This window comes from Gracilimonas tropica DSM 19535, from assembly GCF_000375425.1.
GTDB lineage: Bacteria > Bacteroidota > Rhodothermia > Balneolales > Balneolaceae > Gracilimonas > Gracilimonas tropica.
Genome location: NZ_AQXG01000005.1, coordinates 199360 through 224959 on the forward strand (window position 1 = coordinate 199360; position 25600 = coordinate 224959).

23 protein-coding genes, 1 tRNA gene and 2 pseudogenes are annotated in these 25600 nt (G+C 42.5%); 16 read left to right on the forward strand and 10 right to left on the reverse strand.

Annotation, left to right across the window (positions count from 1 at the left end; translation table 11 throughout):
• Positions 1-53: 53 nt before the first annotated feature.
• Complete coding sequence (locus B151_RS0110490; protein ID WP_020403587.1) at positions 54-623, forward strand: NUDIX domain-containing protein; 570 nt, start codon at positions 54-56, stop codon at positions 621-623.
• A gap of 93 nt (positions 624-716) precedes the next feature.
• On the opposite strand, the gene B151_RS18495 is transcribed toward B151_RS0110490, so the two are convergent.
• From B151_RS18495 to B151_RS0110540, 9 genes are all read right to left on the reverse strand, one after another.
• Positions 717-1193, reverse strand: a complete 477-nt coding sequence (locus B151_RS18495; protein ID WP_157470897.1) for a hypothetical protein — start codon at positions 1191-1193, stop codon at positions 717-719.
• Positions 1194-1209: 16 nt separating this feature from the next.
• A complete protein-coding gene (locus B151_RS0110500; RefSeq protein WP_020403589.1) occupies positions 1210-4299 on the reverse strand; it encodes an efflux RND transporter permease subunit in 3090 nt (1029 codons plus the stop codon).
• A gap of 18 nt (positions 4300-4317) precedes the next feature.
• Positions 4318-5529 carry an efflux RND transporter periplasmic adaptor subunit gene (locus B151_RS0110505; protein WP_020403590.1) on the reverse strand — a complete coding sequence of 404 codons (1212 nt, stop codon included), beginning with the start codon at positions 5527-5529 and terminating at the stop codon, positions 4318-4320.
• Positions 5530-5544: 15 nt separating this feature from the next.
• Positions 5545-6789, reverse strand: a complete 1245-nt coding sequence (locus B151_RS0110510) for a TolC family protein (RefSeq protein WP_020403591.1) — start codon at positions 6787-6789, stop codon at positions 5545-5547.
• 65 nt (positions 6790-6854) lie between these two features.
• Positions 6855-8171 carry a sensor histidine kinase gene (locus B151_RS0110515; protein WP_020403592.1) on the reverse strand — a complete coding sequence of 439 codons (1317 nt, stop codon included), beginning with the start codon at positions 8169-8171 and terminating at the stop codon, positions 6855-6857.
• Positions 8158-8853, reverse strand: a complete 696-nt coding sequence (locus B151_RS0110520) for a response regulator transcription factor (protein ID WP_020403593.1) — start codon at positions 8851-8853, stop codon at positions 8158-8160. The genes B151_RS0110515 and B151_RS0110520 overlap by 14 nt, the downstream gene beginning before the upstream one ends.
• Positions 8854-8914: 61 nt before the next feature.
• Positions 8915-9199 carry a hypothetical protein gene (locus tag B151_RS0110525; RefSeq protein ID WP_020403594.1) on the reverse strand — a complete coding sequence of 95 codons (285 nt, stop codon included), beginning with the start codon at positions 9197-9199 and terminating at the stop codon, positions 8915-8917.
• Positions 9192-9608 (reverse strand): helix-turn-helix domain-containing protein, encoded by a 417-nt coding sequence (locus B151_RS0110530; RefSeq protein ID WP_020403595.1) that lies wholly within the window; start codon positions 9606-9608, stop codon positions 9192-9194. The genes B151_RS0110525 and B151_RS0110530 overlap by 8 nt, the downstream gene beginning before the upstream one ends.
• Before the next feature lie 286 nt (positions 9609-9894).
• On the reverse strand, positions 9895-10107 hold the full coding sequence (locus B151_RS0110540) for a hypothetical protein (RefSeq protein WP_020403596.1): 213 nt from the start codon (positions 10105-10107) through the stop codon (positions 9895-9897).
• 133 nt (positions 10108-10240) lie between these two features.
• Here B151_RS0110540 and B151_RS0110545 point away from each other — a divergent pair, with 133 nt between their 5' ends.
• The 15 genes and pseudogenes from B151_RS0110545 to B151_RS20500 form a co-directional block, all read left to right on the forward strand.
• On the forward strand, positions 10241-10699 hold the full coding sequence (locus tag B151_RS0110545; RefSeq protein ID WP_157470900.1) for a thioredoxin family protein: 459 nt from the start codon (positions 10241-10243) through the stop codon (positions 10697-10699).
• Between the two features lie 21 nt (positions 10700-10720).
• Positions 10721-11863, forward strand: coding sequence for a PQQ-dependent sugar dehydrogenase (locus B151_RS0110550; RefSeq protein WP_020403598.1), 1143 nt, complete (start codon positions 10721-10723; stop codon positions 11861-11863).
• Positions 11864-12010: 147 nt separating this feature from the next.
• Positions 12011-12853: a hypothetical protein gene (locus tag B151_RS18500; RefSeq protein WP_157470903.1), complete on the forward strand. Its 843-nt coding sequence runs from the start codon at positions 12011-12013 to the stop codon at positions 12851-12853.
• 106 nt (positions 12854-12959) lie between these two features.
• Complete coding sequence (locus B151_RS0110560) at positions 12960-15362, forward strand: DNA internalization-related competence protein ComEC/Rec2 (RefSeq protein WP_083909901.1); 2403 nt, start codon at positions 12960-12962, stop codon at positions 15360-15362.
• Between the two features lie 115 nt (positions 15363-15477).
• Positions 15478-15793 (forward strand): annotated as a pseudogene (locus B151_RS20405) (GxxExxY protein).
• 136 nt (positions 15794-15929) lie between these two features.
• Positions 15930-16136 (forward strand): exodeoxyribonuclease VII small subunit, encoded by a 207-nt coding sequence (xseB, locus tag B151_RS0110570; protein ID WP_020403601.1) that lies wholly within the window; start codon positions 15930-15932, stop codon positions 16134-16136.
• A 12-nt stretch (positions 16137-16148) separates the two neighbouring features.
• Complete coding sequence (gene dxs / locus B151_RS0110575; protein WP_020403602.1) at positions 16149-18062, forward strand: 1-deoxy-D-xylulose-5-phosphate synthase; 1914 nt, start codon at positions 16149-16151, stop codon at positions 18060-18062.
• 17 nt (positions 18063-18079) lie between these two features.
• The gene (locus B151_RS0110580; RefSeq protein ID WP_020403603.1) at positions 18080-18718 is read left to right on the forward strand and encodes a hypothetical protein; all 639 of its coding nucleotides are present in this window, start codon (positions 18080-18082) and stop codon (positions 18716-18718) included.
• Between the two features lie 15 nt (positions 18719-18733).
• Complete coding sequence (gene queA / locus B151_RS0110585; RefSeq protein WP_020403604.1) at positions 18734-19735, forward strand: tRNA preQ1(34) S-adenosylmethionine ribosyltransferase-isomerase QueA; 1002 nt, start codon at positions 18734-18736, stop codon at positions 19733-19735.
• A gap of 117 nt (positions 19736-19852) precedes the next feature.
• A tRNA-Arg gene (locus B151_RS0110590) sits at positions 19853-19926 on the forward strand.
• A gap of 358 nt (positions 19927-20284) precedes the next feature.
• Positions 20285-20584 (forward strand): helix-turn-helix domain-containing protein, encoded by a 300-nt coding sequence (locus B151_RS18510; RefSeq protein WP_020403605.1) that lies wholly within the window; start codon positions 20285-20287, stop codon positions 20582-20584.
• Between the two features lie 171 nt (positions 20585-20755).
• A complete protein-coding gene (locus B151_RS0110605; protein WP_026166616.1) occupies positions 20756-21994 on the forward strand; it encodes a site-specific integrase in 1239 nt (412 codons plus the stop codon).
• A gap of 155 nt (positions 21995-22149) precedes the next feature.
• Positions 22150-22944 (forward strand): hypothetical protein, encoded by a 795-nt coding sequence (locus B151_RS0110610; protein WP_020403608.1) that lies wholly within the window; start codon positions 22150-22152, stop codon positions 22942-22944.
• A gap of 199 nt (positions 22945-23143) precedes the next feature.
• A complete protein-coding gene (locus B151_RS0110620) occupies positions 23144-23566 on the forward strand; it encodes a hypothetical protein (protein ID WP_020403610.1) in 423 nt (140 codons plus the stop codon).
• Positions 23567-23660: 94 nt separating this feature from the next.
• Positions 23661-23882, forward strand: a pseudogene (locus tag B151_RS20500) (T9SS type A sorting domain-containing protein); the annotation flags it as partial.
• A gap of 12 nt (positions 23883-23894) precedes the next feature.
• Here the strand turns inward: B151_RS20500 and B151_RS19580 are convergent.
• Positions 23895-25600 (reverse strand): BspA family leucine-rich repeat surface protein (locus B151_RS19580; protein ID WP_157470906.1); only part of this gene is annotated, 1706 nt, incomplete at its 5' end.

Sequence of the window (25600 nt, forward strand, 5' to 3'; positions counted from 1 at the left end):
TATTTGCGATATTGGATACTCAAAGTTACAGTCATTAAGCCTCTAAAACCACCATGAACGACCATAAATTATTGGTAGAAGAAAAGCTAAACTCAAAAGAAGTATTTAAGGGGAAATTGCTACATGTATTTTATGATGAAGCAAAACTTCCGGATGGCTCAGTTTCTTCCCGCGAGTGGATCAAGCATCCCGGTGCCTGTGCAGTAGTTCCGGTGTTTGAAAATGGAGATCTCATGATGCTTCGCCAATTTCGCTACCCCATGAGCCAGATATTTTGGGAAGTTCCGGCCGGTAAAATTGACGCCGGTGAACCCCAAGACCAAACGGCTCTGCGCGAACTGCAAGAGGAAGCAGGCGTTGCCACCGACGATTTTGCCTATGTAGGCCACTTTTATCCCGGCATTGGTTACTCTGATGAGATCATCCATATTTACGTAGCCTGGAACCTGGAATCCGTTCCCCAACAGGTGGATGAGGATGAATTCGTAACCCGACAGCGCATTTCTTTTCAACAGGCCGTGGATATGGTTCATTCCGGAGAAATAAACGATGGCAAAACGGTGATCTGCTTATTAAGAGCATGGGAATGGTGGAAAAATAACAATCCCTTTGAGTTGCCTTGAATAGGCTTTATCGAAGCGGCTCAGCGAGCCACAATGCGTACAACGGTTCGCTGAGCCGATATAGTTGAGCATAAAATGAGGCAATAATTTCAGTTAATCATCATCCCATTCAGAACCGGATTGAACCTGTTCGGTATACGCCTCGGGGTGGCGAATCTTTCCTCCTTCATATGCTACATACGCCAGAACTCCGGCTGTAAGGAGTGCTGTTAAAAGAATTGTATAGTGGAGGCCGGTTTCAAAACGCAGGTTTAGTTTTTTTGAAGCTAAAGCCCCGATGCTGAGAAATCCCATGAGTACCGCAAACCACATGGATAATTCAGCGGCTTCCTCATGGTCGTGAATGGCATCTTCAGAGACGGTGGCTATTTCCTCAACGATGTCCTCTGCTGATTCTCCTGTTTCCAATGCTACATAACTTCCCAAAGCTCCGATAATGAATAGAATAAAGGCAATATTTCGAACCTGAGTGTTTTTCTTGAACATTCCCCAGCCCAAAATTACAATGCCGATGAGTGTGGTAAAAATAGGCAGGTGATTAACGATAAGGTGTAGATGTGCTGCATTCATGATGCGCTCCATTAAGTTAGAATTCCTGTTGTTTGTCCACTAATTTTTTACCCTTTTCCATCCAGTGGTAGATGGTGGGAAGTACCAGCAAGGTGAGCAGCGTAGAAGTGACCAACCCGCCAATTACAACAGAAGCCAGCGGGCGTTGAACTTCAGAGCCCGGGCCCACATTGAAAGCCATCGGTAAAAATCCAAGGCTTGCTACTAATGCGGTCATCAGCACAGGCCGTAACCGGTCGGTGGCGCCCTGAATGACGGCTTCTTTAAGCTCTTTTCCTTCTTTTCGTAAGTCATTGAGGTGTGAAATAAGTACGATGCCATTCAAAACAGCTACGCCAAAGAGTGCCACAAAGCCAATGCTTGCAGAAACTGATAGATACAATCCGCGGAGCCAAAGAATGAAGATGCCACCGGAAAGAGCGATGGGAAGGTTCAGGAAAATGAGCATGGTGAAACGGAATTTGCCGAACATCATATACAACAAGCCAATAATGATGAGCAATGAAATTGGGACTACAATGAAAAGGTGATTCATGGCACGTTGTTGATCCTCAAAAGCTCCCCCGTACTGAAGGAAATATCCGGCCGGAACCGTAACATTAGCATCGATGGCTTCCTGTAAACTGGCTACGTAGGTGCCGGTATCAATATCACGGATGTTAATACCGAGGACTGCTCGTCGCCAGCCGTTTTCACGGGCAATTTCCCGCGGACCTTCTTCTGCATAAATGTGGGCAACTTCTTTAAGGGGAATGTATCCACCGTTGGGAAGCTGCAGCGGCACATCCATGATCTCCTGAAAAGTATTTCGAAGGTGTTCGGGCAGGCGAACGATGATGCCAAACCGGCGTTGCCCTTCAAAGATCTGTCCGGCTTCACTTCCGCCAATTCCTGTTTCAATGACGTGCTGCACATCGTTTACATTCAGTCCGTAAGAAGCTACGGCTTCGCGATCGATCTCAATATTGAAATAAGGCTGACCACTGCTTTGTTCTAAATAGTGATTGTCGGTTCCCTCCAGGTTGTTTAGAATGCCGGAGATATCCCGGCCAACCTGATCCAAAACCTCAAGGTCTTCGCCAAAGATCTTGACGGCAATGTCGGATTTAACGCCACTGGTTAGTTCATCAACCCGCATGGCTATAGGTTGCGTGAAGTTGTAGGAGAGCCCCGGCTCGGTTTCTAAATAAGGGCGTATGAGATCTACAATATCATCTTTTTCTAAGCCGGATCTCCATTCCTCTCTGGGCTTCAGCACTACCCAAACATCGGTTTGGTGAACGCCCATCCAGTCGTTGGCTAAGTCGGAACGGCCGGTTTTGGGAACCACAGTCTTGATCTCCGGAATATTAGCTTTTAGCTTGCCGCCCAGCCAGTTGGCGTTTTTTACGGATTCTTCCAGGGTGACTGATGGCATGCGAACCTGTTCGATCAGAATGGAGCCTTCATCAAGTTCCGGCAAAAATTCGGTTCCTAAAAATGGAAGGACAGCCAGTGAGGATAGAAAAACCAAGATAGCCGCTCCAACGGTGATCGCCTTTTTGTTCAAACTCAATTCAAGGAATTTTTGATATCTTGGACGAAGCCAATTGATCACATAGTTTTTTCGAAGCTTTACGCCATTCTTAAAAATCATGGCCGACATGGCGGGAATGTAAACCAATGCCAATATCAGTGAACCAAACACAGCAGTAGCAACGGTGATGGCCATTGGACGGTACAGAATGCCTTCCATTCCGGAGAAGGTCATGACGGGTACGTACACCATCAAAATGATGAGCACCCCAAAGAAAATAGGGCGTGCGACCTCATGAGCAGCTTCTCGTATTACAACGATCTTTGATTTTTTTGGATCTTCATGATTGAGCCGGTGAACAATATTTTCCACCATTACAACTGAGCCATCCACTACCATCCCAAAGTCGATGGCACCTAAACTCATCAGGTTGGCGGCCAACCCAAGCTGATCCATCCCAATAAATGCAAATAGCATGGATAAGGGAATTACGGAGGCCACGATCAGGGCTCCTGAGATTTCCCCAAGAAGCAAAAGGAGCACGGCTATTACGAAGAATCCGCCTTCTACGAGATTAGTTACAATGGTGTCGGTAGTGCGGTCTACCAAATCAGATTGATCGTAGAACTTTTCGATGTAAACTCCTTCCGGTAAGCTCTTGTTGACCTCATCAATTTTTTGATCAATATCTGCGATCACTTCTCGTCCGTTTCCACCCCTCAGCATCATGACGATCCCGGTTACGATCTCTCCTTTTCCATCCTGGGTAACTGCTCCTTGTCGCAGTTGTTGTCCCAATTGCACTTCGGCAACATCCTTCACATAAATCGGCCGGTTATCCAGATCCTTTACAATGATGTCCTCAATATTCTTGGCACTGCTGATCTGCCCAAAACCGCGAATGATATACTGTTCACGATTATGCTCCAGATAATTGCCCCCTGATACACTGTTGTTGTTTTCGATGGCAGCTGTCAGGTCTTTCAATCCAATGCCAAAATTCCGGAGCTGATCCGGGTCCACCTGCACTTCGTATTGCTTTACAAAACCACCAAAAGAGTTGATCTCGGTGACTCCCTTTACGGTTTTAAGTTGAGGTGCGATCAGCCAATCCTGAATGGTTCGGAGTTCGGTAAGGGATTCATCTTGTCCGCGAACCACGTATTGAACAATCTCACCAAGAGCGGTTGAAATGGGGCCAAGTTGTGGGGCCGACACACCGTCTGGCAGTTCATTGGCAATGCTTTGAACCCGCTGACTAACCAGTTGCCGGGCAAAATAAATATCAGTACCCTCCTCAAATTCGATAGTCACCGCAGAAAGGCCAAATTGAGAAATGGATCGTACTTCTTTGATATCTGGCAACCCGTTCATGGCCGTTTCGATCGGGTAACTGACCAAGCGTTCCACATCATAAGGGGAATAACGCCCTGCTTTGGTGATCACTAATACTTGTACCGGGGTTACATCAGGCTGGGAGTTGATAGGGATATCCTGAAGCGAAAAAATACCGCCTGCAGCCATAAGAAAAACCAGCGAAAGGGCAACAAATTTTTGACGAAGGCTAAAATCAATGATGTTGTTTAACATGGTGGCGCTCCCTTAAAATTAGTCTGCAAATTGTTCGAAACGTTCCAGGGCTTTCAGGCTGAAGACCTGAGTAACAGCTACTTTTTCACCCGGCTCAAGCCCGCTGTTCAGTATGGCATGTTCGGCGGTCATTCGGGATATTTCTACGACTCTTTTTTCATATTCCGTTTCCGAGCGTTGCACAAAAACCGTTGCATTCGCCTGTTCAAATTGAATGGCTGAAAGTGGAATGCTAATCATGTTTTCGGTGGGATTGGCCTGATAGGTGAGTCGGACACTTTGCCCAACCAAAGGCCAGTTTTGATCCGTTTTTACGATAGAATTAAGCACTACCGATTTATTATACTGATCCAGGGCGGGATTAATGGTAGTAACCGAAGCACTTAACGTACGTCCGGAAAGGTCATCGCCGGATCGCTCAGAGATTGTAAGGTTTGCCCCCGGTTGAAGAAAAGAGGCGTCTTCCGGAGAAACAAACCCCCGTACCAGCACTTCAGTGTTATCGATGATATCCAAAAGCTTGTCATAAGCATTCACGGACTCTCCCAGGTCGATCAAATGTTCGTTAACCACCCCATCAATGGATGCGTAAAGCGTGAGTTTAGCATTGGGCTCGGAAGTGAAGGGATCCCAGAAACGCATTTGTTGTTGAGTGATGCCAATAGCACGAAGCCGGGCCAGGGCGGCGCTTTGCTTGGTCTTTGCAAGCCGGAGGTCAGCCTGGGCCCGCTCCAAATTTCTCAGGGGACTGATCTTATCTTCTGTCAGAACTCTAAGTCGTTCAACTTGTTGTTCCTGAAAAGTGATTTCAGCGGTCGCTTCCAGGTAATCGGCCACCAAGTTAGCAAACTCCAGGCTTTCTAATTCCAGTAGCGGATCGCCCTTAGACACTTTTTCGCCCTCATGTGCAAAGATTGCCGCTACCCGGCCATCAATGGGAGCGCTTACTACAGAGATTCGCTCCGGCGCTGCAAAAACCTCTCCGGGAGCATCAATAGCAAAAGTGATTGGGGCATCGGAGACCGTATAAGTCTCAATATGGAGGTCAGTCGCTTGCTGGCTACTCAGCGTGATGATCTGAGCGGTTTGTTCACTTCTCAAAGAAGGGGGTGTGCCTGTATCCTCGATATTAGCCGGGCCTGTATCTTTGGTACATCCTGCACTAATCAATAGCGGAAGGGTTGCCAGAAGTAATTTCAGAGAAGGAATTATCGGTATTATTGGTTTCATAACTATTCTCGTGTTCTAATTAAAAATGATGTCGGATTGCAGAAAGCGCTCCAGATCGATCACAGTGAGGTAGTAATCGCGAAGCGTTTGGAAATAAGATTCCTGTGTCCTCAGGTAGGTTCGTTGTGCTTCAAGCAGGGTGAGCAGATCCAGTTCGCCAAGGCTATATCCCTTTTGCGTCATTTGAACCAATTCAAACGATTTGGCCTGTATATTTTCCTGAAACCGTTCGATGTTATTTTTGGATGATTCATAGCTGTGCCAGGTTTGTTCCGCTTGCTTCTTCATGAGGAGCCGGGCGTCCTCATACTTCCATTCAGCAGCGCTTTCAAGGGCATTGGCTTGTTGCACCTGTTGGCTTTGCCGGGTAGCAAACCATAATGGAATACTGACGCCGACCTCAAATCCGTAAAAATCAAAACCATTGCCAAAGTCCTGCCGGTAATAGCTTGCACTGAGGTTTGGCAAATAAGCACTCTTGGCCCTTTTCTTACCGAATGTTGAAGCTTCTACTTCTTGCCGGATCTGCCTCAGTCGCGGGTGTTCATCCAGGCGGTTCATGACCTCTTCCTGATTGATCTCAACGATCACATATTCCAGCGTATCCGTAAAGCCGATATCGTAGGTTTGTTCTTCGGGATCGAGGCCAATGGTTTGAAAAAGATCGTAGCGCGCATTCATAATGGCATTAAAAGCCGATTCCAGACTGTTTCGGGCTTCCTGAAGCTGCAGATCGGCCTGCATGGCATCAATTTCAGAAGACTCGCCCATGTCGGACCTGGCTTGCGCGGCCTGATGAAGATTCTCAAAAAGATCGACCCGTTCCCTGGCAAGTGCTCCCGACTTCAAGGTGAATGCAAGCTGTGCATATGCAGCTTTTACATCCGCTTTTACCTGATATTTCAGATCTTGTAATTGCAGCTCTAATGAGCGGGTAAGAGCTTGCTGCTGCTTTACTTTGAAATAGCTGTTCAGGGGGAAATCCATGCTTTGCGAAACCGACCATCTTTGCTCAGAAAACGACTGATTTCCGATGCCTTCTTTGAAGTAGCGAATCTCCGGATCGTAGAGGCCAATGCTGAGCGTCTCTTCTTTTTTTTGAGCCCTGATCTGATATTGCAACCGGTTGATCTGCGGATTTTGCCGGTACGCTATTTCAAGTGCTTTATCTACACTCAGGGCAGATAAGCCGGACGTATCAGTGGAAATGGAAGAGACTTGTAAAAAGGAAAGAACCAATGTGAGAACGGAAAAAAACATGGCAATCAACTTTTGGCATTAATTTTTATGCCAAGCTAATCACCAATTCTGTAGAGAAAATGGATTTAGAAATGAATTGAAAAAGTAACGCCTTTTCCTTCATTATTGGAAGCAGTACACCGAAAGCCATGCAGTTCACACACGCTTTGAACGATGGAAAGCCCCAGCCCGGGACTGTTCCCTGAATCATTCATCTTATGGCCTTTCTTAAACCGATTGAACACTTCATCGATCAGGTGATCGGGGATTCCCGGTCCTTCATCCCGAACGGATAACACGGAAGCGTTAGACGGATCGCGGCCCATAAAAATGAGAATATTTCCTCCATCGGGCGAAAATTTTATCGCATTTTGAATGATGTTGTACACTGCGGAATGAACAAGCTCTCTGTTTCCACTGAGGCCGATCTCTTCCCTTTTATCAAAATGGATCTTCAGTTTTTTGAGGTCAATGAAATCGTGAAGTTCATTCAGCGCTTTCTCAACGATCCCGGAGATATGAATGTCATCATCAAGGCTGAACTGTTTGTTTTCTACCCTGCTGATCAACAGGAGTGCGTTGCTAAGGCGGGTTAGCCGAACGGCGGTTTGTTGAATTTCATGAACCCGCTCAATGTCTTTTCTTTCAAGGTTTTCGGGATCGGAAAGGATCTTCTCGGCCTTTTGGCGAATAATGGAAAGCGGGGTAAGCAGTTCGTGGGAAGCGTTTTGTATGAATTTCTTCTGATCCTCAAACGAAGATTTTATTTGGCCAAGCATATTATTGAGCGCACCGTTGAGCACTTTTATTTCGTAGGTGTTGGCTTCAGGAAAGGGTTCTCCAACCTGTGTTGGTGATGAGATCTGTTCCAGCCGGTCTACGGTACTATAAAAAGGAGAAAGAATGCGCCCGAATACATATTGATTCACCACATACAGCAGTATCACCCATATAAACAGAGCCGCCAACACACTTAATAATATCGTCATGCTGATCTTCTCCCAGGCAGCCACTTCCTCGTAGATCTCGAGTACAAAAGGTTCGTTATTAACGGTTAAGGTAGTGGTCAGTTTGCGATAGGCTTCCGGTAGCTGAGAAACCTCTGCATACCGGACGGTATCAATGGTGGTGAAGGTGTTTTTAATCGAAGATGTGTTATTTGGGAAAGGTGAAATTTCCACCCATTCGTAGGAACCGAGGCCGCCCAGGCGCTGAATCTCGTCGAGGCTCTCCGGTTGTTCGCTCAGCTGTTTCTGGATGTCCGTTTTGTGCTGCATCAGGTGGAAATCCAACTCGTCATAGATCGTAGAGTTGACCACATAATACATGCCGAATCCGGTAACGATCAGCATAAAAAAAGACAGCAGTACATTGCTGATCAGGATCTTATTATTGAGTTTCATAGGCTTTTACTTTGTAACCAACACCATACACGGTTTCAATAAGGTCAGGAGCGCCGGATTCCGCCAGTTTTTTTCGGATGTTCTTCATGTGGGAATTGATGAAATCCAATGAAAAACGGTCGTCTATTTTGTTTCCCCAGATATGCTCCGCCAGCGCAATTCGGGTGATGGTCCTGTTCTTGTTGAGGAAAAGGTACCGGAGCATTTTATACTCTGTATCGGTGACATCAACCGGGCGGTGGTTGAAGCTTACCTGAAGGTGATCGAGGTTAACCGTCAATTTCCCGATAGTGATCTCGTTGTCGCTGATCTTGAATTTGCGCCTTAGCACAGCATGAATACGTGCCCGGAGTTCCGGCATGGCAAAAGGTTTAGACAAATAATCGTCGCTGCCGAGTTCCAGGCCCTCTACACGGTCTTCGATAGCTCCGCGAGCAGTTAATATAATGACGGCGGTATCCATTTCGTGGTGGCCAGATTTCTTGATCATCTTAAGCAGATCAAGCCCATCTCCGTCAGGCAAGGTGAGGTCGAGCAGTACAATGTCATAAATTTCACCTGAAAGCAGTTCGCGGGCATCCATAAAGTTGAAAGCAGTATCTACCGTAAACTGCTCATCCAGCAACTGTTCTTCCAGTTCCTCATTCAAAAGAAGCTCATCTTCAACGATCAAAGCACGCATAATAATCCCGTAATTGATTCCGTCCTTCTAATCTAAAACGGAAAAATGTACAGAATATGAATTAGAACAATCCTTCCTCTTTAGCCAGCTCAAACATGCTTTCGTGCAGGTTTTCATTATCCAGCTCGCCACGCATGCACAGTTCAGCGACTTCAATTCCATTAAGCATCAGGATGCAGCCCATTTCATTAAGGGTGGCATCAAATTTCATGGGATTGGCTTTGCTGAGTTTTTTCACATCAATTCCATCGGGACTGATCTTCTTATTTACCAATATATAAAATTTGTCGTCAGAAGCATCTCCAAAAGAGAACTCCTCTAATCCGGTGTCTTTAAGTTCAAGCATGTTGGTCTAAAAAATCTCTGGCTTTAATGATTTCAGTAATTTCGTCGGTTTCCCGGTCAATAATACGCACCTGGAACAGGCTGATAATAGCCTGTTCGTTTAAGGTGGCAATCACTTCTTCAATGGTTTCGCACTCTTCCGTTTCACTCACCAGGTCGTTGATGCCCTGCACAATATAACGGTACTGTTTACCGCCTTTTTTCTTTTTCTGGGTTGAACCGGACTCAGGTTGGGGTTCATCAAAATACTCGCGAATGGCTTCTTCGGTAACGTACCAGCTTACGCCCAACTTGCGTCCGCGAAGACGGCCTTCTCGTAAGTACGTGCGGAGCGTCATCTTGGAAATTCCGAGGAGTTCATGCAGATCATCCACCGAATACAGCGTAAGATCTCCGATTGTTCTTGGCATTACAGGTGTAAATTATAAGATGAAAATTTGTTTTTATTCTCCCTTAAACTAAGAATAAAATCACATTAGTTGCTATTACTTATACAAAAGAAATTAGATTTGGCCGAGGTGTCATTCCCGCCGTATATTGGAAGCAGTTACTCAAAAAACAAAGCCGCTAACCTCAAAAAGGTTGGCCTTTTTTATGCCTTTCATTTACAGTTTTTTTGCTCATCTCATCTCTCCTCTTCAAATGATTTCAATGTGTTTCCTTAGATCTGGAGTAAAGTAAGCCTTTAGAATTACCTTAATTTTTATCCTCTTCTTCACCCGCATTTTTGTAAGCTTGGGTGATCCGCTGATTCATAAGCCGGCGATAATTCTTAAATTCATATTCGCTGACCGTAAATTCGGAACGGTATTCACCGTCAAAACAGGAAACCGTTAGTTTGTTGGGCTTCTCGGATTCAGTGATGGTCACCTGAACTTTTCCCAATTTATAGGAGTCAATTTCTTTCATGCGCAGTTTTTTTTTAAAGAAGGTAAAAAATTCTGTTTTCAGCTATGGAAATTTAACGTCATTTAAATTCGTTCATTCCAACCTCATCCCAACTTTTCGTATTTTAAACATTAAACCTAAAACAGATGTTGCTATGCAGAAGAAAGTCATCATTATTGCAGTTATAGGTGCATTTCTTGGAATATTCTTGTACTACTCGCTTGCGAACGTTAAACCGACGGTGAATGATAATTCACCGGACTGGATCCCTATTGAGGAAGCTCAACAAATGGCAGCTACATCCGATAAACTTATTTTTGTGGATGTTTTTGAGATCGGGTGCAAATATTGCCGGGCCATGGACCGGGAAGTATTTCCCGATTCTACAGTGCGGCAGGTTTTGGATGCTAACTATATTCCGGTTCGTATTGATGGGAACTCTGAAGAGCAGATCACATTCAATGGAGAGCAAGTGACATCAAAAGCATTTGCCCAAAGCAAAGGCGCTTATGTATTTCCCACTTCCCTGATCCTTGATGACCAAGGAAACGTTATCAAGAAAAAAACAGGTTATATGGGCGTGGATGAATTCAGACAATTTTTATATCAATAACAAAAAATAAACTTTGAAATAATGAGGATCGATACAAAATTTTCGCAGATGTGGATAGTGGCAGTACTGGCTTTAGTTGCTGCTGGTTGTAATGCTCAGTCGGGCAGTAATGAAGGCGGTGCTTCTGATTTACAAGTTAAAGCGGAGCAGGTGGTAAGTGGAATTCAAATAGGTTGGGGTATTGGCTTTCTTCCCAATGGGGATATTTTGGTGACCGAGAAGTCTGGAACACTTTACAGGATCAGCAATGGAGAAATCGCTGCTGAGATCACCGATGGAATTCCTTCAGATCTTGAAATAAATGGACAAGGTGGTTTTCTGGACGTTGAACTACATCCAAATTATGAAGAAAATGGCTGGATCTATTTTTCGTATGCATCGAATGAAGGCGGCGGAGAAGGCAGTAATACGAAGATCATTCGCGCAAAACTTGAGAATGATGCGCTCACCTCAGTAGAAACCATTTATAAAGCTGCTCCAAATTCAACCCGAGGTCAGCATTATGGGTCACGCATCGTATTTGATAATAATGGGTACCTGTTTTTCTCAGTTGGGGATCGTGGAAACCGGGACGTCAATCCCCAGGATATCAACCGGGATGGCGGTAAAATCTATCGCCTGAAAGATGATGGCAGCATTCCGGAGGATAATCCATTTGTCGGCAAAGACGGCCTGGATGCCATTTATTCCTATGGGCATCGCAATCCCCAGGGAATGGCTTTGAATCCTGCAACCGGTGTGGTTTGGGAGCACGAGCATGGGCCTCGCGGCGGTGATGAAGTCAATATTATTGAGCCCGGTAAAAATTACGGCTGGCCGGTGATCAGTTATGGAATCAACTACAATGGAACGGAGTTTGCCGAAGATACCGTGATGGCCGGAATGGAACAGCCTGTAACTTATTGGGATCCATCTATTGCACCTTCAGGAATGGAATTTGTAACCAGCGATAAATATCCCGGATGGCAAGGAGATCTGTTGGTGGGGTCACTTAAGTTTTCTTACATCGCGCTCCTTGATGTAGAGGGCAATGAGATCGTTGGAGAAAAGAAACTGGTGGAAGGAACCACCCGAATTCGTGCGATTGAAGAAGGTCCGGATGGATATATTTACCTGACCTCTGAAGGAAGCGGATTATACAGACTGGTTCCGGTAGAAAATTAATGGGCAAGAAATTGAGCTTCGTTGCTCTATGCTATGTAGAGTAAAGAAGTTCAATCTTGTGACTCTAAAACCATCGAAAAACTGCCAAACTCTTATATAAACACATTTAAGATAAATCACCCCGGCATTCGGCTCAGAAGCCTGCGTGTGCCTGTCATAATTTTATTGAGCGCTTTATTCTTTTCCGGGTGTTTTAATTCCGGCTCTTCCTACAATAAAAATTTTCGGGATGATAATTTTTGGCCACGGAAAACGCCTTCTGTACAAGGGCAGGATTTTATCAGTAAGATCAGAGATCTGGATCCGCCCCAAAGAGAGAAGGAGATATTTGAGCAGGTTGTAAATGGTAACGTGCCTTCATTTTTAAAACAATTCGAGAAGGTTCATTTATCCGCCAAATTGAACAGTGGGAAAATCGCGAAAGGAATAATCTATGTGACCCCGGATTATGTTTCAGTGGGAACAGACCAAGATTATGTTCGCGTTCCGATGACACCGGCCACAGCAAAGAAGATAGCCGACTCGCTCCATTGTTTACTTCCAACTGCAAAAATAGTTGACGGGATCTATCGCCAGGCCGAGACTAAACTCTCACCAAAACCCATGACGCCCGGCCCTGAGATGACCTCGATTCCATACTTCGCTGAACATAATCGCATGATCAATGCTCAGCTCAAAAAAGTTAATGACGACGGACTGATAGCCGGGCACAAAAAAGATATTGTCATCAGTTCCAGGTTAAGAGAGAAACCGGGCCGGGTGGCTATTTATGGATGGCACCGTAAAAATGGAGAGCCGATCCAACCCTTAAGTACGGTTCACGGCAGTAAATATGTTGATTACAGTCATGGGGTCCGTCTTATATGGTCTTATATGAAAGTGAATGGGCAAATGCGAAAAGTGTCCGACGTGCTGGCTGATACCCTGTACTCATCCTTAATAAGTTATGAGGGACCTATAGAAAAGGCTGCAGACCTGCTTATTGAATAGTCAATTCATAAGCTCATAATGTGTTAACCTAAGAGTTGTTCATGTACATTAGCTAAGGCGGAAAATTTTTTTTGTAAGGAATTGATTTCTCATCGCTCTTACTCATATGGAGCGTAGAGGTTCATACCAGTTTCCCTTTAGCAGATATCCTGCGATCAGAATTGCTCTGTTATTGATCACGGGGATATTGCTGTCCCATTATTATTCCCTTTCTCTTCTGAAATCTGCAGTAATTTTTGTCATTCTTCTGCTGTTTTTTGTATTAGCAGAATGGAGGAGTTCAGTCAGAGTCTCTATTGCCTCATCAAGAGCAAGTGCGCTATTGTTTATGGGATTGATCATCGGCTTTGGAGTAATGCTAAAGTCATTGCACGATAAAAGCGAGAAGTCTGCTACCATAAGATTATTATCATTGAGTGAATGGGATGAAATTGAACTGTTTGGACAAATAAAGTCCATCTCGTACTCCGGTTCAGGTAAAGAGCGATGGGATGTAAGCGTGGATTCTTCCAAAGTTGCCGGAATCATTTCGCGGGAATCTTTTAAAGCGCGTATTCTCGCGGATGAGGTTTCAGTCAAAGCAACTTTGGGGGATCAGGTATTCTTATCAGGTATGCTGATCCCTGTTTCAGAACAGAGAAATCCGGAAGAGTTTAACTATAAGCAGTACCTGAGATCACAGGGTATTTCCGTACAGGTTAAAGCACAGGAGATCATTCGGCTCACCCCAAATAATGATTTTCTGGAATGGATCTGGTGGCGTGAGCGGGCACTTGAGTTGGTGGATATGAACTTCAACGAGGAAACAGCACCCATCGCAAAAGCATTACTGATAGGATTTAAGCAAGAGCTGGATTCAGCGTCAAAGCAGGCATTTGCAAGGGCGGGACTGTCACACATTATGGCCGTTTCAGGCTTGCATGTGGGTTTCATAGTAGCTCCATTTTGGGTGATCATCCCCTATTTCTGGACAAAGAAATACGGCCGGGAATTGGGTCTACTGATCCTGGTACTGTTATTATTTTGCTATGCAGGAATTACGGGTTTTTCGGCATCTGTTTTGCGAGCTTCTGTAATGGCCTTGTTCCTAAGCGTGGGAAAGCTTTACCATCAGCTAAATAATTCAATGAATTTCACTGCCGCTGCTGCTATTGTGTTATTAATAATAGATCCGGGAAGCCTTTTTGAGATTGGTTTCCAACTTTCTTTTGCTGCAGTAATGATCATATTATTAATCTTGCCAACCCTCCAAACGGCGTTGCCTTACTGGTTGCGCACTCGTTGGTTTGGGAAACCGGTGATGGTCGTCATTATTTCGCTGGTGGTACAGTTTGGGTTATACCCGTTACAGGTATATTACTTCGGGGAAATATCACTGATCAGCCCCATTGCGAATGCTTTATTCGTGCCCCTTCTTGGAATCGTTGTGCCGCTGTCGTTAGTAAGCCTTTTTATGAGTGTGTTAATGCCGGCAGCCGGTTTTATTTTGAACTATCCGTCGCTGTTATTCCTGGAAGGAATGGCGAAATTTGTGGGAATGGTTTCAACATGGGAATGGGCCTGGACAACTGCCTCATTAGGATCGGATCTGTTATTTGTATTCTGGATCTTTTTAGTGGGAAGTGTGGCGGCATTTCACATTTCAGCGATGAGGTGGAAAATGGTGATTGGTGCTTTATGCTCCATCGTATTGATCCTGTCTATTCATACCTGGGATAAATTAAAGCCGGCTACTTTTACCGCTACTTTCTTTGATGTAGGTCAGGGTGATGCTGCATTATTGACCACTCCTTCCGACCGGCATATCCTGATCGATGCCGGGGTTTGGTCGCCGGGATACAACAGTGGAAAGTCAGTGATCACACCACACCTCCGGGCCCGGGGAATAGATAAACTCGATGCTGTTATCTTAAGCCATCCCCATGCCGATCATATCGGTGGAATTATAGATCTCATTGAAAACATCCAAATCGACGTGATCTATAACTCCGGTTACGAATACGATTCCAATCTTTACAAAAACTACTTATCGCTAGCCGAAGAAATGAAGATCCCCGTAAAGGCGATCTCATCCGGTGATACCCTTGCCATTGATCCTGCACTGCTCGTACTCGTATTGGGACCGGATGGGGAAATCCACGGTGCAGACCCTAATGAGCATTCGGTGATTCTGGAAATTGTTTATGGCGCTACGGAATTTTTATTCACCGGCGATGCAGGCATTCATCAGGAAGAGCGATTATTGGCCCGTTTTGGAGACCTGCTTAACACAGATGTGTTGAAAGTTGGGCACCATGGCAGTCGAACAAGTTCAGGCAACTCATTTCTGAAACAAGCCACTCCAGAAAAGGCGATCATTTCTTTAGCTGAACGAAATAAGTTCAGACATCCCCACCGGGAAGCGATAAACAGGTTGGGGAAAACAAAAGCTGAGCTTCTATTTACAAGTTTGGAGCGGGCTGTAATTTTGGAATCAGACGGAGAAATAGTTAAGAGAATACGGTGGTGACTATGATGGCTTTGATGTTTGGGATATGCTGTGATTCTAATTCCGGTTATGAATTCCAAATAAGTATCCATCACGGAGCATCAAAAACATCAAACAAATCACAGTAGTTGTAGGGATGAAAAAGTATAAATACTCTGATATCACTGGAAAAATAATTGGGTGTGCGATGGAAGTTCACAACGTGCTGGGGAATGGCTTTCAGGAGAAGATTTACCAAAGAGCGTTGCGGTATGAAATGGAAAAAGCCGGGCTCAAGTTTGCCGAAGAATTTTGGATGCCTATCAAGTATAAAGAAATCGAATTGGGAACTCGTCGAGTGGATTTTTTTGTGGAGGAACAAAGTCAGCGTAGAACTAAAAGCCGTTTTAGAACTGGAGAATGCGCACATCGCACAGGCAATGAATTACATGGAAGCAATCTTCAGGGATTAAAAGGCTCAAAAGATCATGTATATCACAGATCCTCACAAACATCGCTCCCATCACAGTACATTGTGTCTTTTATTGAGAAAACCGGTATTATTCAGGGCTAATTTTTGATGAAAAAAAATTACTTCTAAAATATTTAATGGCAGAAAAGGAACGACTTAGCTTCGAAGAGGCTTTAAACAAATTGGAATCCATCGTGGAACAACTTGAAGACGAAGAGATTACATTAGAGGATTCTGTGAAATTGTACGAAGAGGGTGTCAGGATGTCAAAGTTTTGTACTGAAATTCTGGAGCAAGCCGAGCTTCGTATCGAACAAGTAAATGACGAAGCTAAGTCACAATAATTGAATAACATTATGGAGAGCAACAAACCAACACCGGGACCACTGCTTGCCAAGATCAATTCCCCGGCAGATCTTAAAAAATTAGACGCCGATCAACTTCAGGATGTATGTGACGAACTGCGTCAGTATATCATTGACATTGTATCGGTTCATGGCGGTCACTTTGGGGCAAGTCTTGGGGTTGTTGAGTTGACTACCGCCCTTCATTATGTATATGATACCCCAAAGGATTTGGTAGTTTGGGATGTAGGTCACCAGGCTTATGGCCATAAGATCTTAACAGGTCGGCGCGATGAATTTCACACCAACCGCCAATACGGGGGTATTTCCGGATTTCCAAAGCGTTCAGAAAGTGAATATGATACGTTTGGCGTAGGTCATTCAAGTACCTCTATTTCTGCCGCTTTGGGGATGGCGGTCGCACGCGATCTGGATCAATCCGACAAAAAAGTGGTAGCTGTAATTGGTGATGGAGCTATGACCGCGGGACTGGCATTTGAAGCCATGAACAATGCCGGCGCTATGAACAGTGACATCCTGGTGATTCTGAATGACAACAACATGTCTATTGACCCGAATGTTGGGGCGCTGAAGGAATATCTTGCCGAGATCACTACCAGCAAGACTTTCAACAAAATGCGAGATGAGATCTACGACATGCTTGGGCATTTCAAGTCGGCCGGTGAAAAAATGCGTAAGGCTGCCTCGAGATTGGAAAATGCGATGACTGCTGCTCTCACTCCCGGCTCTCTTTTCCGTGCTTTGGGTTTTAAATACTACGGCCCAACAGATGGTCATGATGTGGACGGCCTGCGCCATATGCTTGAAGATCTTAAAGAAGTGAAGGGGCCGAAACTTCTTCACATTGTAACGGTGAAAGGAAAAGGTTTTTCCCCGGCAGAACGAGAACAAACCAAGTGGCATGCCTCCAGCAGTCCGTTTGATAAGATCACCGGAAAGTCTTTATCTGCACCGATCAAGTCTAAGCAAGCGTCTAAGTATCAGGATGTATTTGGAGATGCGCTGGTTGAGCTTGCAGAGAAAGATGAACGTATTGTAAGTATGACTCCGGCAATGCCAAGCGGATCCAGTCTGTGGCCGATGATGAACGCCTTCCCTGAAAGAGCTTTTGATGTGGGGATCGCGGAACAGCATGCCGTCACTTTTGCGGCCGGTTTAGCTGCAGAAGGCAAAAAAGCATTTTGTGCGATCTACTCCTCTTTTCTGCAACGCGGTTACGACCAACTGGTACATGATGTAGCCATCCAGAAATTACCGGTCGTATTTTGCATTGACCGTGCCGGACTGGTAGGAGCTGATGGCCCAACGCATCACGGTGCTTATGATATAGCCTATATGCGGGCCATTCCAAACATGGTTATTTCATCCCCTTTGAATGAGCAAGACCTGCGGGATATGATGTATAGCGCCTCGAAATATGATGAAGCTGCCTGGGCTATTCGATATCCCAGAGGAAGAGGTACGGGTATGGAGACCTCTGACTTTAAGCCTATGGAGATTGGGAAAGGAGTTCAGCTCAAAGAAGGTGAAGACGTCGCCGTGCTAAGTCTTGGGCCATTGGGCAATTATGTAACAGAGGCTGCCAACCGGTTATCCAAAGAAGGGATCGAGATCGGGCATTTTGATATGCGTTTTGTTAAACCATTGGATACGGAACTCATAGATCAGATCTGCAGGGAGTACGACCATATCATCACCTTAGAAGATGGTGCTAAGATGGGCGGCTTCGGAAGTGCCGTGGCTGAATATATATCCGAAAAAGCCGAGCGCCCTACGCTCAAGATCATGGGGATACCAGATCGTATCGTAGAGCATGGCACACAGGAAGAATTGTATGATGAGATAGGCATTGGTATTTCCGGAATTATGGAAACAGTAAAACAGCTAATCCCAACAAAGGTGTAGTTTTGAATAAGTTCTTTATGTTAGTACTGCTGTTGCTGTCGGTTACAGTAACAGGATGTTTTAATCAGGATACCATTCCTGTATATAATAATGTGGATGGTCAGGTATTGGAGAATGGAGAGCCTGTTTTTGGTGCTCGTATCCATTTCAGGAATAATTATGATCCCGGAGGCTTCACCCAGCAAGCTATTGGTGACAGTGTTTCCATTTCATTCAGAACCAACATACAAGATGTATATGAGGCAGGACTGTTTCGCTACTCGGCTGATTCCAGTTTTGTGATCTTTTTTAAAGATACTCTTGAAGCCGGTCAGCATAACATCCAAATCCCGGATTCTCTTATGAGCAACGGGGTGTACGGATATGAAGTCTTTTCTGAGACAAGATACCTGGGGGCGAGCCTGTTTTTAGTAAATAAACCGGATTCTGCCCTGATCGGAACCTATCCGTTGACCACCACCAATTTCGAGGGTAATTTTTCTTTAGATGCTCAAAAAATGGCATTGGGCCAACGTTTTAACTTCTCCGATGGAAATCGGTTTCAGATCACAGACAGCATTCAGATCATCGTGGAAAAGGATCGACAGATTCGTGCTATTAAATCGGTGAAAGTGAAACCGGATGCCGAGAACTTCTTCGAAATAACGCTCGACTAAGATATTCTTTCTTTCATGAAGTACACCCTTTCGGATTTCGACTACGACCTGCCCGAAAACCTGATCGCACAATCGCCGGCTCACCCAAGAGATCATGCTCGTTTATTAGTATACGACCGGCACTCGGGCAAGATCACCGACGATCATTTCTACAACCTGGGAAAATATCTTCCTAATGAAACCACTTTAGTCGTTAATAACAGTAAAGTGGAAAAGTGCCGGTTGTTGTTTCAGGATGGGAAGAAAGAGCTTTTTGTAACATCCATCAGAAATAATAATACCGTGGAGGCGATGGTGCGTCCCGGTAAAAAATTCAAAAAAGGAAAGACGGTTGAGCTGACAGAAGGAATTTCAGCCAAAGTTACACACATTGCCGAAGACGGGTTAAGAACGCTTGTTCTTTCCTGTGATCTTGACGATCCGGCACTCGAGCCATTCAAATACACACCCTTTCCACCCTATATTGAGCAGGATGAAACCCTCTCGGAAGAGTACCAAACCGTGTATGCGAAAGACCTGGGAAGTAAGGCCGCTCCCACCGCAGGACTTCACTTCACCGCTGAGTTATTGGAAAAGCTGGCAAACTCAGGGGTGAAAAGATCAGAGGTAACCTTGCATGTCGGTCTGGGAACCTTTGCGCCCGTAAAAACAGAAAACATAGAAGAGCACGACATGCACAGCGAATGGTTTCAGCTTTCAAAAGAAACCAGTGCAGAGCTGAATGCAGCCCGGCATATCACCGCAGTGGGAACCACCAGTATTCGGGTACTGGAAACCGCTTCAGGGACTCCCCGAAAATTTAATCCTCAAACCCGGGAAACCGATATTTTTATCACCCCCGGTTACGAATTTAAAGCCACCGATGCAGTGATCACCAACTTTCACCTTCCCAAAAGCACCCTGTTAATGCTGGTAGCTGCCTTTATCGGGTTTGATGAGATGAAACGAATATATGAGCATGCAATTAAAGAGAAATATCGTTTTTACTCATTCGGCGATGCCATGCTGCTGCTGTAAAAATAGATCGCCGATTTTAGATGTTTCTGAATCCAACTCTTCTTATATTTGATGCCCTTTTGAAATAGACATCCGTTCAGTGTTCACCCTTCGGTGTTCCTTGCTCGATGTTCAACTGCGCCCGTAGCTCAACCGGATAGAGCGTCTGACTTCGGATCAGAAGGTTGAGGGTTCGAATCCTTCCGGGCGTACAATAAGCAGAGTCTAACCAATTTAAAAATAGTTGGTTAGACTTTTTTTATTTCTGTTCTGTACAATTTTTGTACAAGAACCCCCTCCGATTGCTAATTTTGGAAGTTTATTCCAGTATAATTGGTAATTAATATCAGTGCCTTTCTTTTGCTTTCAGCAAATAAAATTCCCCTTTTTACGCACAGGTTTTAAAACTTATTATTTAAAATAAAAAAGTAATTTAAATAAAGTTTTTTAAGGTAGTCAAAGTGCAAATCCCGTCTTTAAAAGCCATTTTAAAAATTTTAAGTTAATTAATTAAAAATTTATTAGAAGGCTCTAATCTCCGCCGGTTCTGTTACCTCCTTACTTTTTGGTATGCAAAATGGCGAAACAAATATCACAATAATCTCAGCTGCTGATTTACGCTCCATCGTAAACAATGCTGTCACAAAAGCCCTTCGTACCGAATCAGAGTTAAGAAGTAAAAGTGACCGTTTTAAGTGGGTAACAAATGACAGGGCTGCCGAATTACTTGGTGTTTCAAAACGTCAACTAAAATACTACCGAGATCAGGGGTACCTACCCTACTCCCAGCTGAATCGTAAGATTTACTTCAAACTTGCGGATCTCGATAATTTTTTAAACCAAAATTACAACGGAAAAAATCATGAATAAAAAAAGCGAACTGCCAACTGCGATAATTAAAGTTAGGAAAAGAATGAAGTCGGAGGAGAGGTTAATTGTGTATCTCTATGATCTTCCTGATTACTTATTACAGGACGAAACCTGTGAAATTACAATCCACATGGGACACCAATTCTTGAACAGATTAACGGGGGAGGTGGAATGATGTTTTTAAGTCAAGTATCTATTATTTATATTCTTATAGGAATAATGGCGACAATTAAATCAGTACAACGATATCATTTAAAGTCAGATGGCACAAAACAAATTGCCATTCGCATATCCCATCTCGGAGAGAACAGATTCGTTGACAGTGGTTTTTCTGTAGAGCCAAAGCATTTTAAAAACGGCGAAGTTACAAAATCCTTCAACGGTTGGGCTAAGATAAACCAACGGTTGAAAAACCTTGAGAACCAGTATTGGGATAGAGTATTTGAACTCGAAAAAATGGGTGATTATAGTGTTGATGAAATCGTTAACACCAAAACCCCTACAAAAGAAAGTGAGACATTCATATCGTACGCCAGAGACTACAACAAAAAATTTAAAATTCAGAATAGCCCGAATTCATTTAGGCGTCATAAAACAGTTATTAATAAGTTGGAAGAGTATTCTGGAAGTGATTTAAAATTTAGGCAAATCACTTCCACATTCCTCAAAAAGTATATCGCCCATCTTCATGACATTGGCAATAATCCTAATACCATTAACGGCAATTTAAAATTTATTCGGTCGGTATGGAATGATGCTCAAAAAAATGGAGTGCATTCGATTTTTCCTTCTCCTTTTTTACACATTAAGCTTCCAAAGAAAAAAACGACAAAAGAGCGATTAACTCCTACTGAACTAAAAAAGCTTGAGGGCTTGAAGCTTAAAAAGGGAAATTGGAACAGACTGGCACGTGATAGTTTCATAGCATCGTTTAATCTTGGTGGAATTCGATTTGCAGACTTCTGTTGTTTAAAAAAGAGCAACATTGAGGATGGCAAACTCACATACACTATGAATAAGACGGGACAACGCTTAGAAATAGAATGCTCCCCACAACTATGCAAATTGATTGATTACTACCACGGATCAAGAGAGGTATTGTTATTCCCACTTATCGAAGATGATGACCTCAAATTGGAAAAAACTGAATTATTTAAAGTCATTAGTTCGAAGAATACCTTAGTTAACAAGGCTTTGAAGAGAGTGGCAAAAAAAGCCAAAATTAACAAACGGCTTACCTTCCATATAGCGCGGCATAGCTTTGCTGATATTTCTCGTAAGGGCAATATTTCTATATATGACATCTCAAAGATGTTGGGACATGCCAACATCGGCATCACAGAAAATTACCTTGATAGCACCGATCAAGAGAGAATGGATTCTGCCTTTCGTAAGGTGCTTAATTATTAAGACTCTTTAATTAAGAGAATCTAACCCGAAAAATTAAATCTTCGGGATCACTCTCTAATATTTACAAGCAACGGTTCTGAAAATAACTTTACAAAGCGTGAGTGAAATCACCTCTGGCTATTACTATATCTAATAAATAAAAAATAATTATACATATGAATACTGATTTACATAAACACTACTCCAAATTCCTGAATACTATTAATTGGGATTATTTTGTTAGCATGAGAAAATATCGAAATACATCTGCTGAAAGGTTGTTATCCATAATCAGTAAATGGGTTTATAATTCTAAAGCTATTGAAATAGCCTTCACATCTATCGAAAATGATATAATCCCTGGTAATTTTCACTCACATACTTTGGTGAAGCTCAAAAACATAAAGTTTAAATACCATCAATTTAAGCTAGAGGCTGAAAAATTTGAGAAGGAAATGGACTATGATTCAACTCATGTTAATTCAAACGTGAAAGTTTCAGCATACTGTAGCAAATATATCACAAAATATTCCACCTATGATTTTCTTTGCTCCAAAAAACCATTAGAAGTGTTAAAAGAGGAAATGAATGAATTTATTCGGTTAGCTTATTATGCTCGAAGGGGAGATTTAAAAAGGGCGTATGTGAATTTTGAATTGGGTAATTACTTAACAGAGCGATGGGAAGTAAATAGTTTAGAGGTTAACTCGTTGGTTGGGTTTTTATATAAATGTGGATCCCAAACACTTGAAATGATATTGAGGGATTTAATTAGGTTTGTACGTCTAAATCCATACGGAAATTCAAAACCACTGGATTTACAAAATCTTGAAATTGAACCAACCAAAAACAAAATGAACTTAATTACTGAAATACTCAAAATTCTATCCGAGAATAATTATTTATGTTCTGATTTGGATCAGTTTTTAAGACCCGAAATTAATCCTTCACATTCATCATACGCAGCTTAATTCGGTTATTTATTTTTAACTGGGATTTAAGTTTCTCATTTTCATATTTGGTTAACATTTCCTTCCACTCTTCCTTGGTAAATGTTTTTGTGTATTTCGCCATTATCCGTTGCTTTTCCTTCTTGGATAATGATTTTTTTTTATTCATAATTATTAATTAATGTTTAAAGGGCTGTAAATATAAACAACTGGATTCATTATGTATGAAGTTAAAATTGAAGACAATTATGTAATACTATCTGGGGAAAATGGAGTTCATAAAATCACAAAGGATAATATTTCCGGGGTATTTATAAATCTTATAGAAGAGGAATCAGGATACTTTTTGATTTTTTTCCTTTTTATAGGAGTACTAATATTTTGGAGTATAATTTTAAATTTATTCTTTCCCCCTACTTTCTATGAGAAAATTTCTGGTGAATATAGCAATACAATCTTTGTTATTATCCTTGCTTTTATTTCAATGTTTTTAATCGACAAAGTATCACCAGAAAAGAATAAACATTATTTTATCTCTATTAAAACAATTAATGGAGATAGTTTTGACGTAGAATCATTTCCTGAGTTTAACAAAGAAGTGGCAGATAAATACTATAATAAACTTTGTGAAAAATTACTTTAATATCTCTACTACATTAAATTTTAACATTATTGAGAGAAGACAAAGATAGAGTGATGACTATAAACTAAATAAAAACTTATCAAATCCTTTTAATCCAAAGACTACCATTACTTTCAACATCACATCAAGTACATTTGTTACACTTGAGGTATTTAGGGTGACAGGAGTTAAAATCGATACGTTGATCAGTAAGAAAATAACCGCAGGAAGTCAGAGCATAGTTTTTAAAGCTTCCCATCTCTCAACGGGTGTGTATTATTACAAGATTAAAACAAGTGAGTTTAAACAAGTTAAAAGCATGATGTTAATTAAGTAGTTATTAATTCAATCATTTTATCAACATCAACTTCTTAGTACTAACAAACTTACCAGCTTGAATTCTATATATATACAATCCCGAAGCTAAGCTTGACGCATCAAAGGTGGTAGTGTGCCATCCTGCCGATTTTCGGTCATTAACCAATGTGGTTACCTGTTGTCCGAGCATATTGTAAACTGCAATATTTACTTTAGATGACGTTGGGATTCCGTAGCGTATTTGCGTTTTAGGGTTGAAGGGATTAGGGTAATTTTGATGGAGAGTGAGTTCAGTGGGTAAAGTTTCAGTTTCTGTGGACAGGCCGCCAAATATGGAAAAACTGAAAGTCTCTGACCAATTCGATTCTCCAGTTTCGTTTTTTGATTTTACTCTCCAGAAATAGGTCTCATATCCAAACAATTCATTTTGTACTGTAAAAGTGGTATCCGAATCATTCAGTTCTTGCTCCGATACAATCAGTGTAGTATCAATCATCATTTCTTCAAAAGCTTCGTCCTCTGCAAAGTGTAGGATATATTCGGAAGCTCTTTCTGAACTTGACCATGTTAATATAGGAGGTTTGTCATTGTGAATAGTAGATTCATTTTCAGGTGATAACAAACTAACTACATTCGGTTCTGCAAAACGAGTAGTAAATGAACCAATATCACTCCATTCTCCAACTCCTCCAGCATTTTCTGCTCGAACTCTCCATGAGTATTGGGTACCATTAGATAGCTCTGGAACAGTGAAAGAAGTATCCGTTAGTGATTCATTTACGATTATTGAGGTGAATTCATCTGTAGAAAGTTGAACTAAAAAAGAATCAGCATGAATATCATTATGCCAAACAAGAGTTGGTGAGATTTTTACATTTTTAGAATCATTTACCGGTGTAACAAGTTTAATTTTTCCAACAGGTATTGCTTCAGTAGTAAAACTCCAAATTTCACTCCATTCACCTGTAAGGTTTTTCGTTTCATTAATTCCTCTTACTCTCCAATTGTATTCAAATTCGCCTTTTAATGAATCACTAATTGTAAATGAGGTATCAACGAGTATTGTGTCGATTACAACGGGGTCAAAACCCTCAATAATTTGGAGCTTATAATTGGTTGCATTTGAATCAATTTGCCAGCTAAATGTTGGAATGATTGAAATATCGCTTGAAGAATTGTCGGGTGTATTAAGAACAATTTGGAATGGTTTGTAAGGGCAGGTTCCCCAAATAGGTAAATAATTTTCCTGTAAAGAAGAGCCCTCAGCAAATTCAGTAGGTTCTGTTTGTATTTGTTCTACACACCAATTACTTAAATCTCTATTCATTGAGGCAGCACCTCGAAACATATAATCCATGTTTGATACTGAAGAGACATTCCAATTACTTATCTCCCCGTTGAAAGAAGTAGCGTCTCTAAACATATTGTTCATATTTGTGACCGAAGAGACATCCCAAGTATTGAGAGCTTTATTAAAGCCTGTAGCTTCAAAAAACATACTCTCCATACTGTTAACTGATGATACATCCCAGTTTTTTAGATCACTATTAAAATAATCTGTTCCACCAAACATATATGCCATATTCTCAACATTTGAAACATCCCAATTACTCAAATCTTGATTAAAGTCATCCGCATTCCCAAACATTCGTACCATACTTGTTACTGATGAGACATCCCAAGAACTTATATCCTGATTAAATACATAAGCATCAGAAAACATGTGATCCATATTAG

Bases quoted from the DNA above. Each gene is read 5' to 3' on its own strand.
- B151_RS0110515 (WP_020403592.1), bottom strand. From the start codon at position 8,171: ATGAAACTCAATAATAAGATCCTGATCAGCAATGTACTGCTGTCTTTT.
- B151_RS0110490 (WP_020403587.1), top strand. From the start codon at position 54: ATGAACGACCATAAATTATTGGTAGAAGAAAAGCTAAACTCAAAAGAA.
- B151_RS0110605 (WP_026166616.1), top strand. From the start codon at position 20,756: ATGATGTTTTTAAGTCAAGTATCTATTATTTATATTCTTATAGGAATA.
- B151_RS0110510 (WP_020403591.1), bottom strand. From the start codon at position 6,789: ATGTTTTTTTCCGTTCTCACATTGGTTCTTTCCTTTTTACAAGTCTCT.
- B151_RS18495 (WP_157470897.1), bottom strand. From the start codon at position 1,193: ATGAATGCAGCACATCTACACCTTATCGTTAATCACCTGCCTATTTTT.
- queA (WP_020403604.1), top strand. From the start codon at position 18,734: ATGAAGTACACCCTTTCGGATTTCGACTACGACCTGCCCGAAAACCTG.
- dxs (WP_020403602.1), top strand. From the start codon at position 16,149: ATGGAGAGCAACAAACCAACACCGGGACCACTGCTTGCCAAGATCAAT.
- B151_RS0110505 (WP_020403590.1), bottom strand. From the start codon at position 5,529: ATGAAACCAATAATACCGATAATTCCTTCTCTGAAATTACTTCTGGCA.
- B151_RS0110520 (WP_020403593.1), bottom strand. From the start codon at position 8,853: ATGCGTGCTTTGATCGTTGAAGATGAGCTTCTTTTGAATGAGGAACTG.
- xseB (WP_020403601.1), top strand. From the start codon at position 15,930: ATGGCAGAAAAGGAACGACTTAGCTTCGAAGAGGCTTTAAACAAATTG.
- B151_RS0110560 (WP_083909901.1), top strand. From the start codon at position 12,960: ATGGAGCGTAGAGGTTCATACCAGTTTCCCTTTAGCAGATATCCTGCG.
- B151_RS0110545 (WP_157470900.1), top strand. From the start codon at position 10,241: ATGCAGAAGAAAGTCATCATTATTGCAGTTATAGGTGCATTTCTTGGA.
- B151_RS0110530 (WP_020403595.1), bottom strand. From the start codon at position 9,608: ATGCCAAGAACAATCGGAGATCTTACGCTGTATTCGGTGGATGATCTG.
- B151_RS0110525 (WP_020403594.1), bottom strand. From the start codon at position 9,199: ATGCTTGAACTTAAAGACACCGGATTAGAGGAGTTCTCTTTTGGAGAT.
- B151_RS0110620 (WP_020403610.1), top strand. From the start codon at position 23,144: ATGTATGAAGTTAAAATTGAAGACAATTATGTAATACTATCTGGGGAA.
- B151_RS0110500 (WP_020403589.1), bottom strand. From the start codon at position 4,299: ATGTTAAACAACATCATTGATTTTAGCCTTCGTCAAAAATTTGTTGCC.
- B151_RS18510 (WP_020403605.1), top strand. From the start codon at position 20,285: ATGCAAAATGGCGAAACAAATATCACAATAATCTCAGCTGCTGATTTA.
- B151_RS0110550 (WP_020403598.1), top strand. From the start codon at position 10,721: ATGAGGATCGATACAAAATTTTCGCAGATGTGGATAGTGGCAGTACTG.
- B151_RS0110540 (WP_020403596.1), bottom strand. From the start codon at position 10,107: ATGAAAGAAATTGACTCCTATAAATTGGGAAAAGTTCAGGTGACCATC.
- B151_RS0110580 (WP_020403603.1), top strand. From the start codon at position 18,080: ATGTTAGTACTGCTGTTGCTGTCGGTTACAGTAACAGGATGTTTTAAT.
- B151_RS0110610 (WP_020403608.1), top strand. From the start codon at position 22,150: ATGAATACTGATTTACATAAACACTACTCCAAATTCCTGAATACTATT.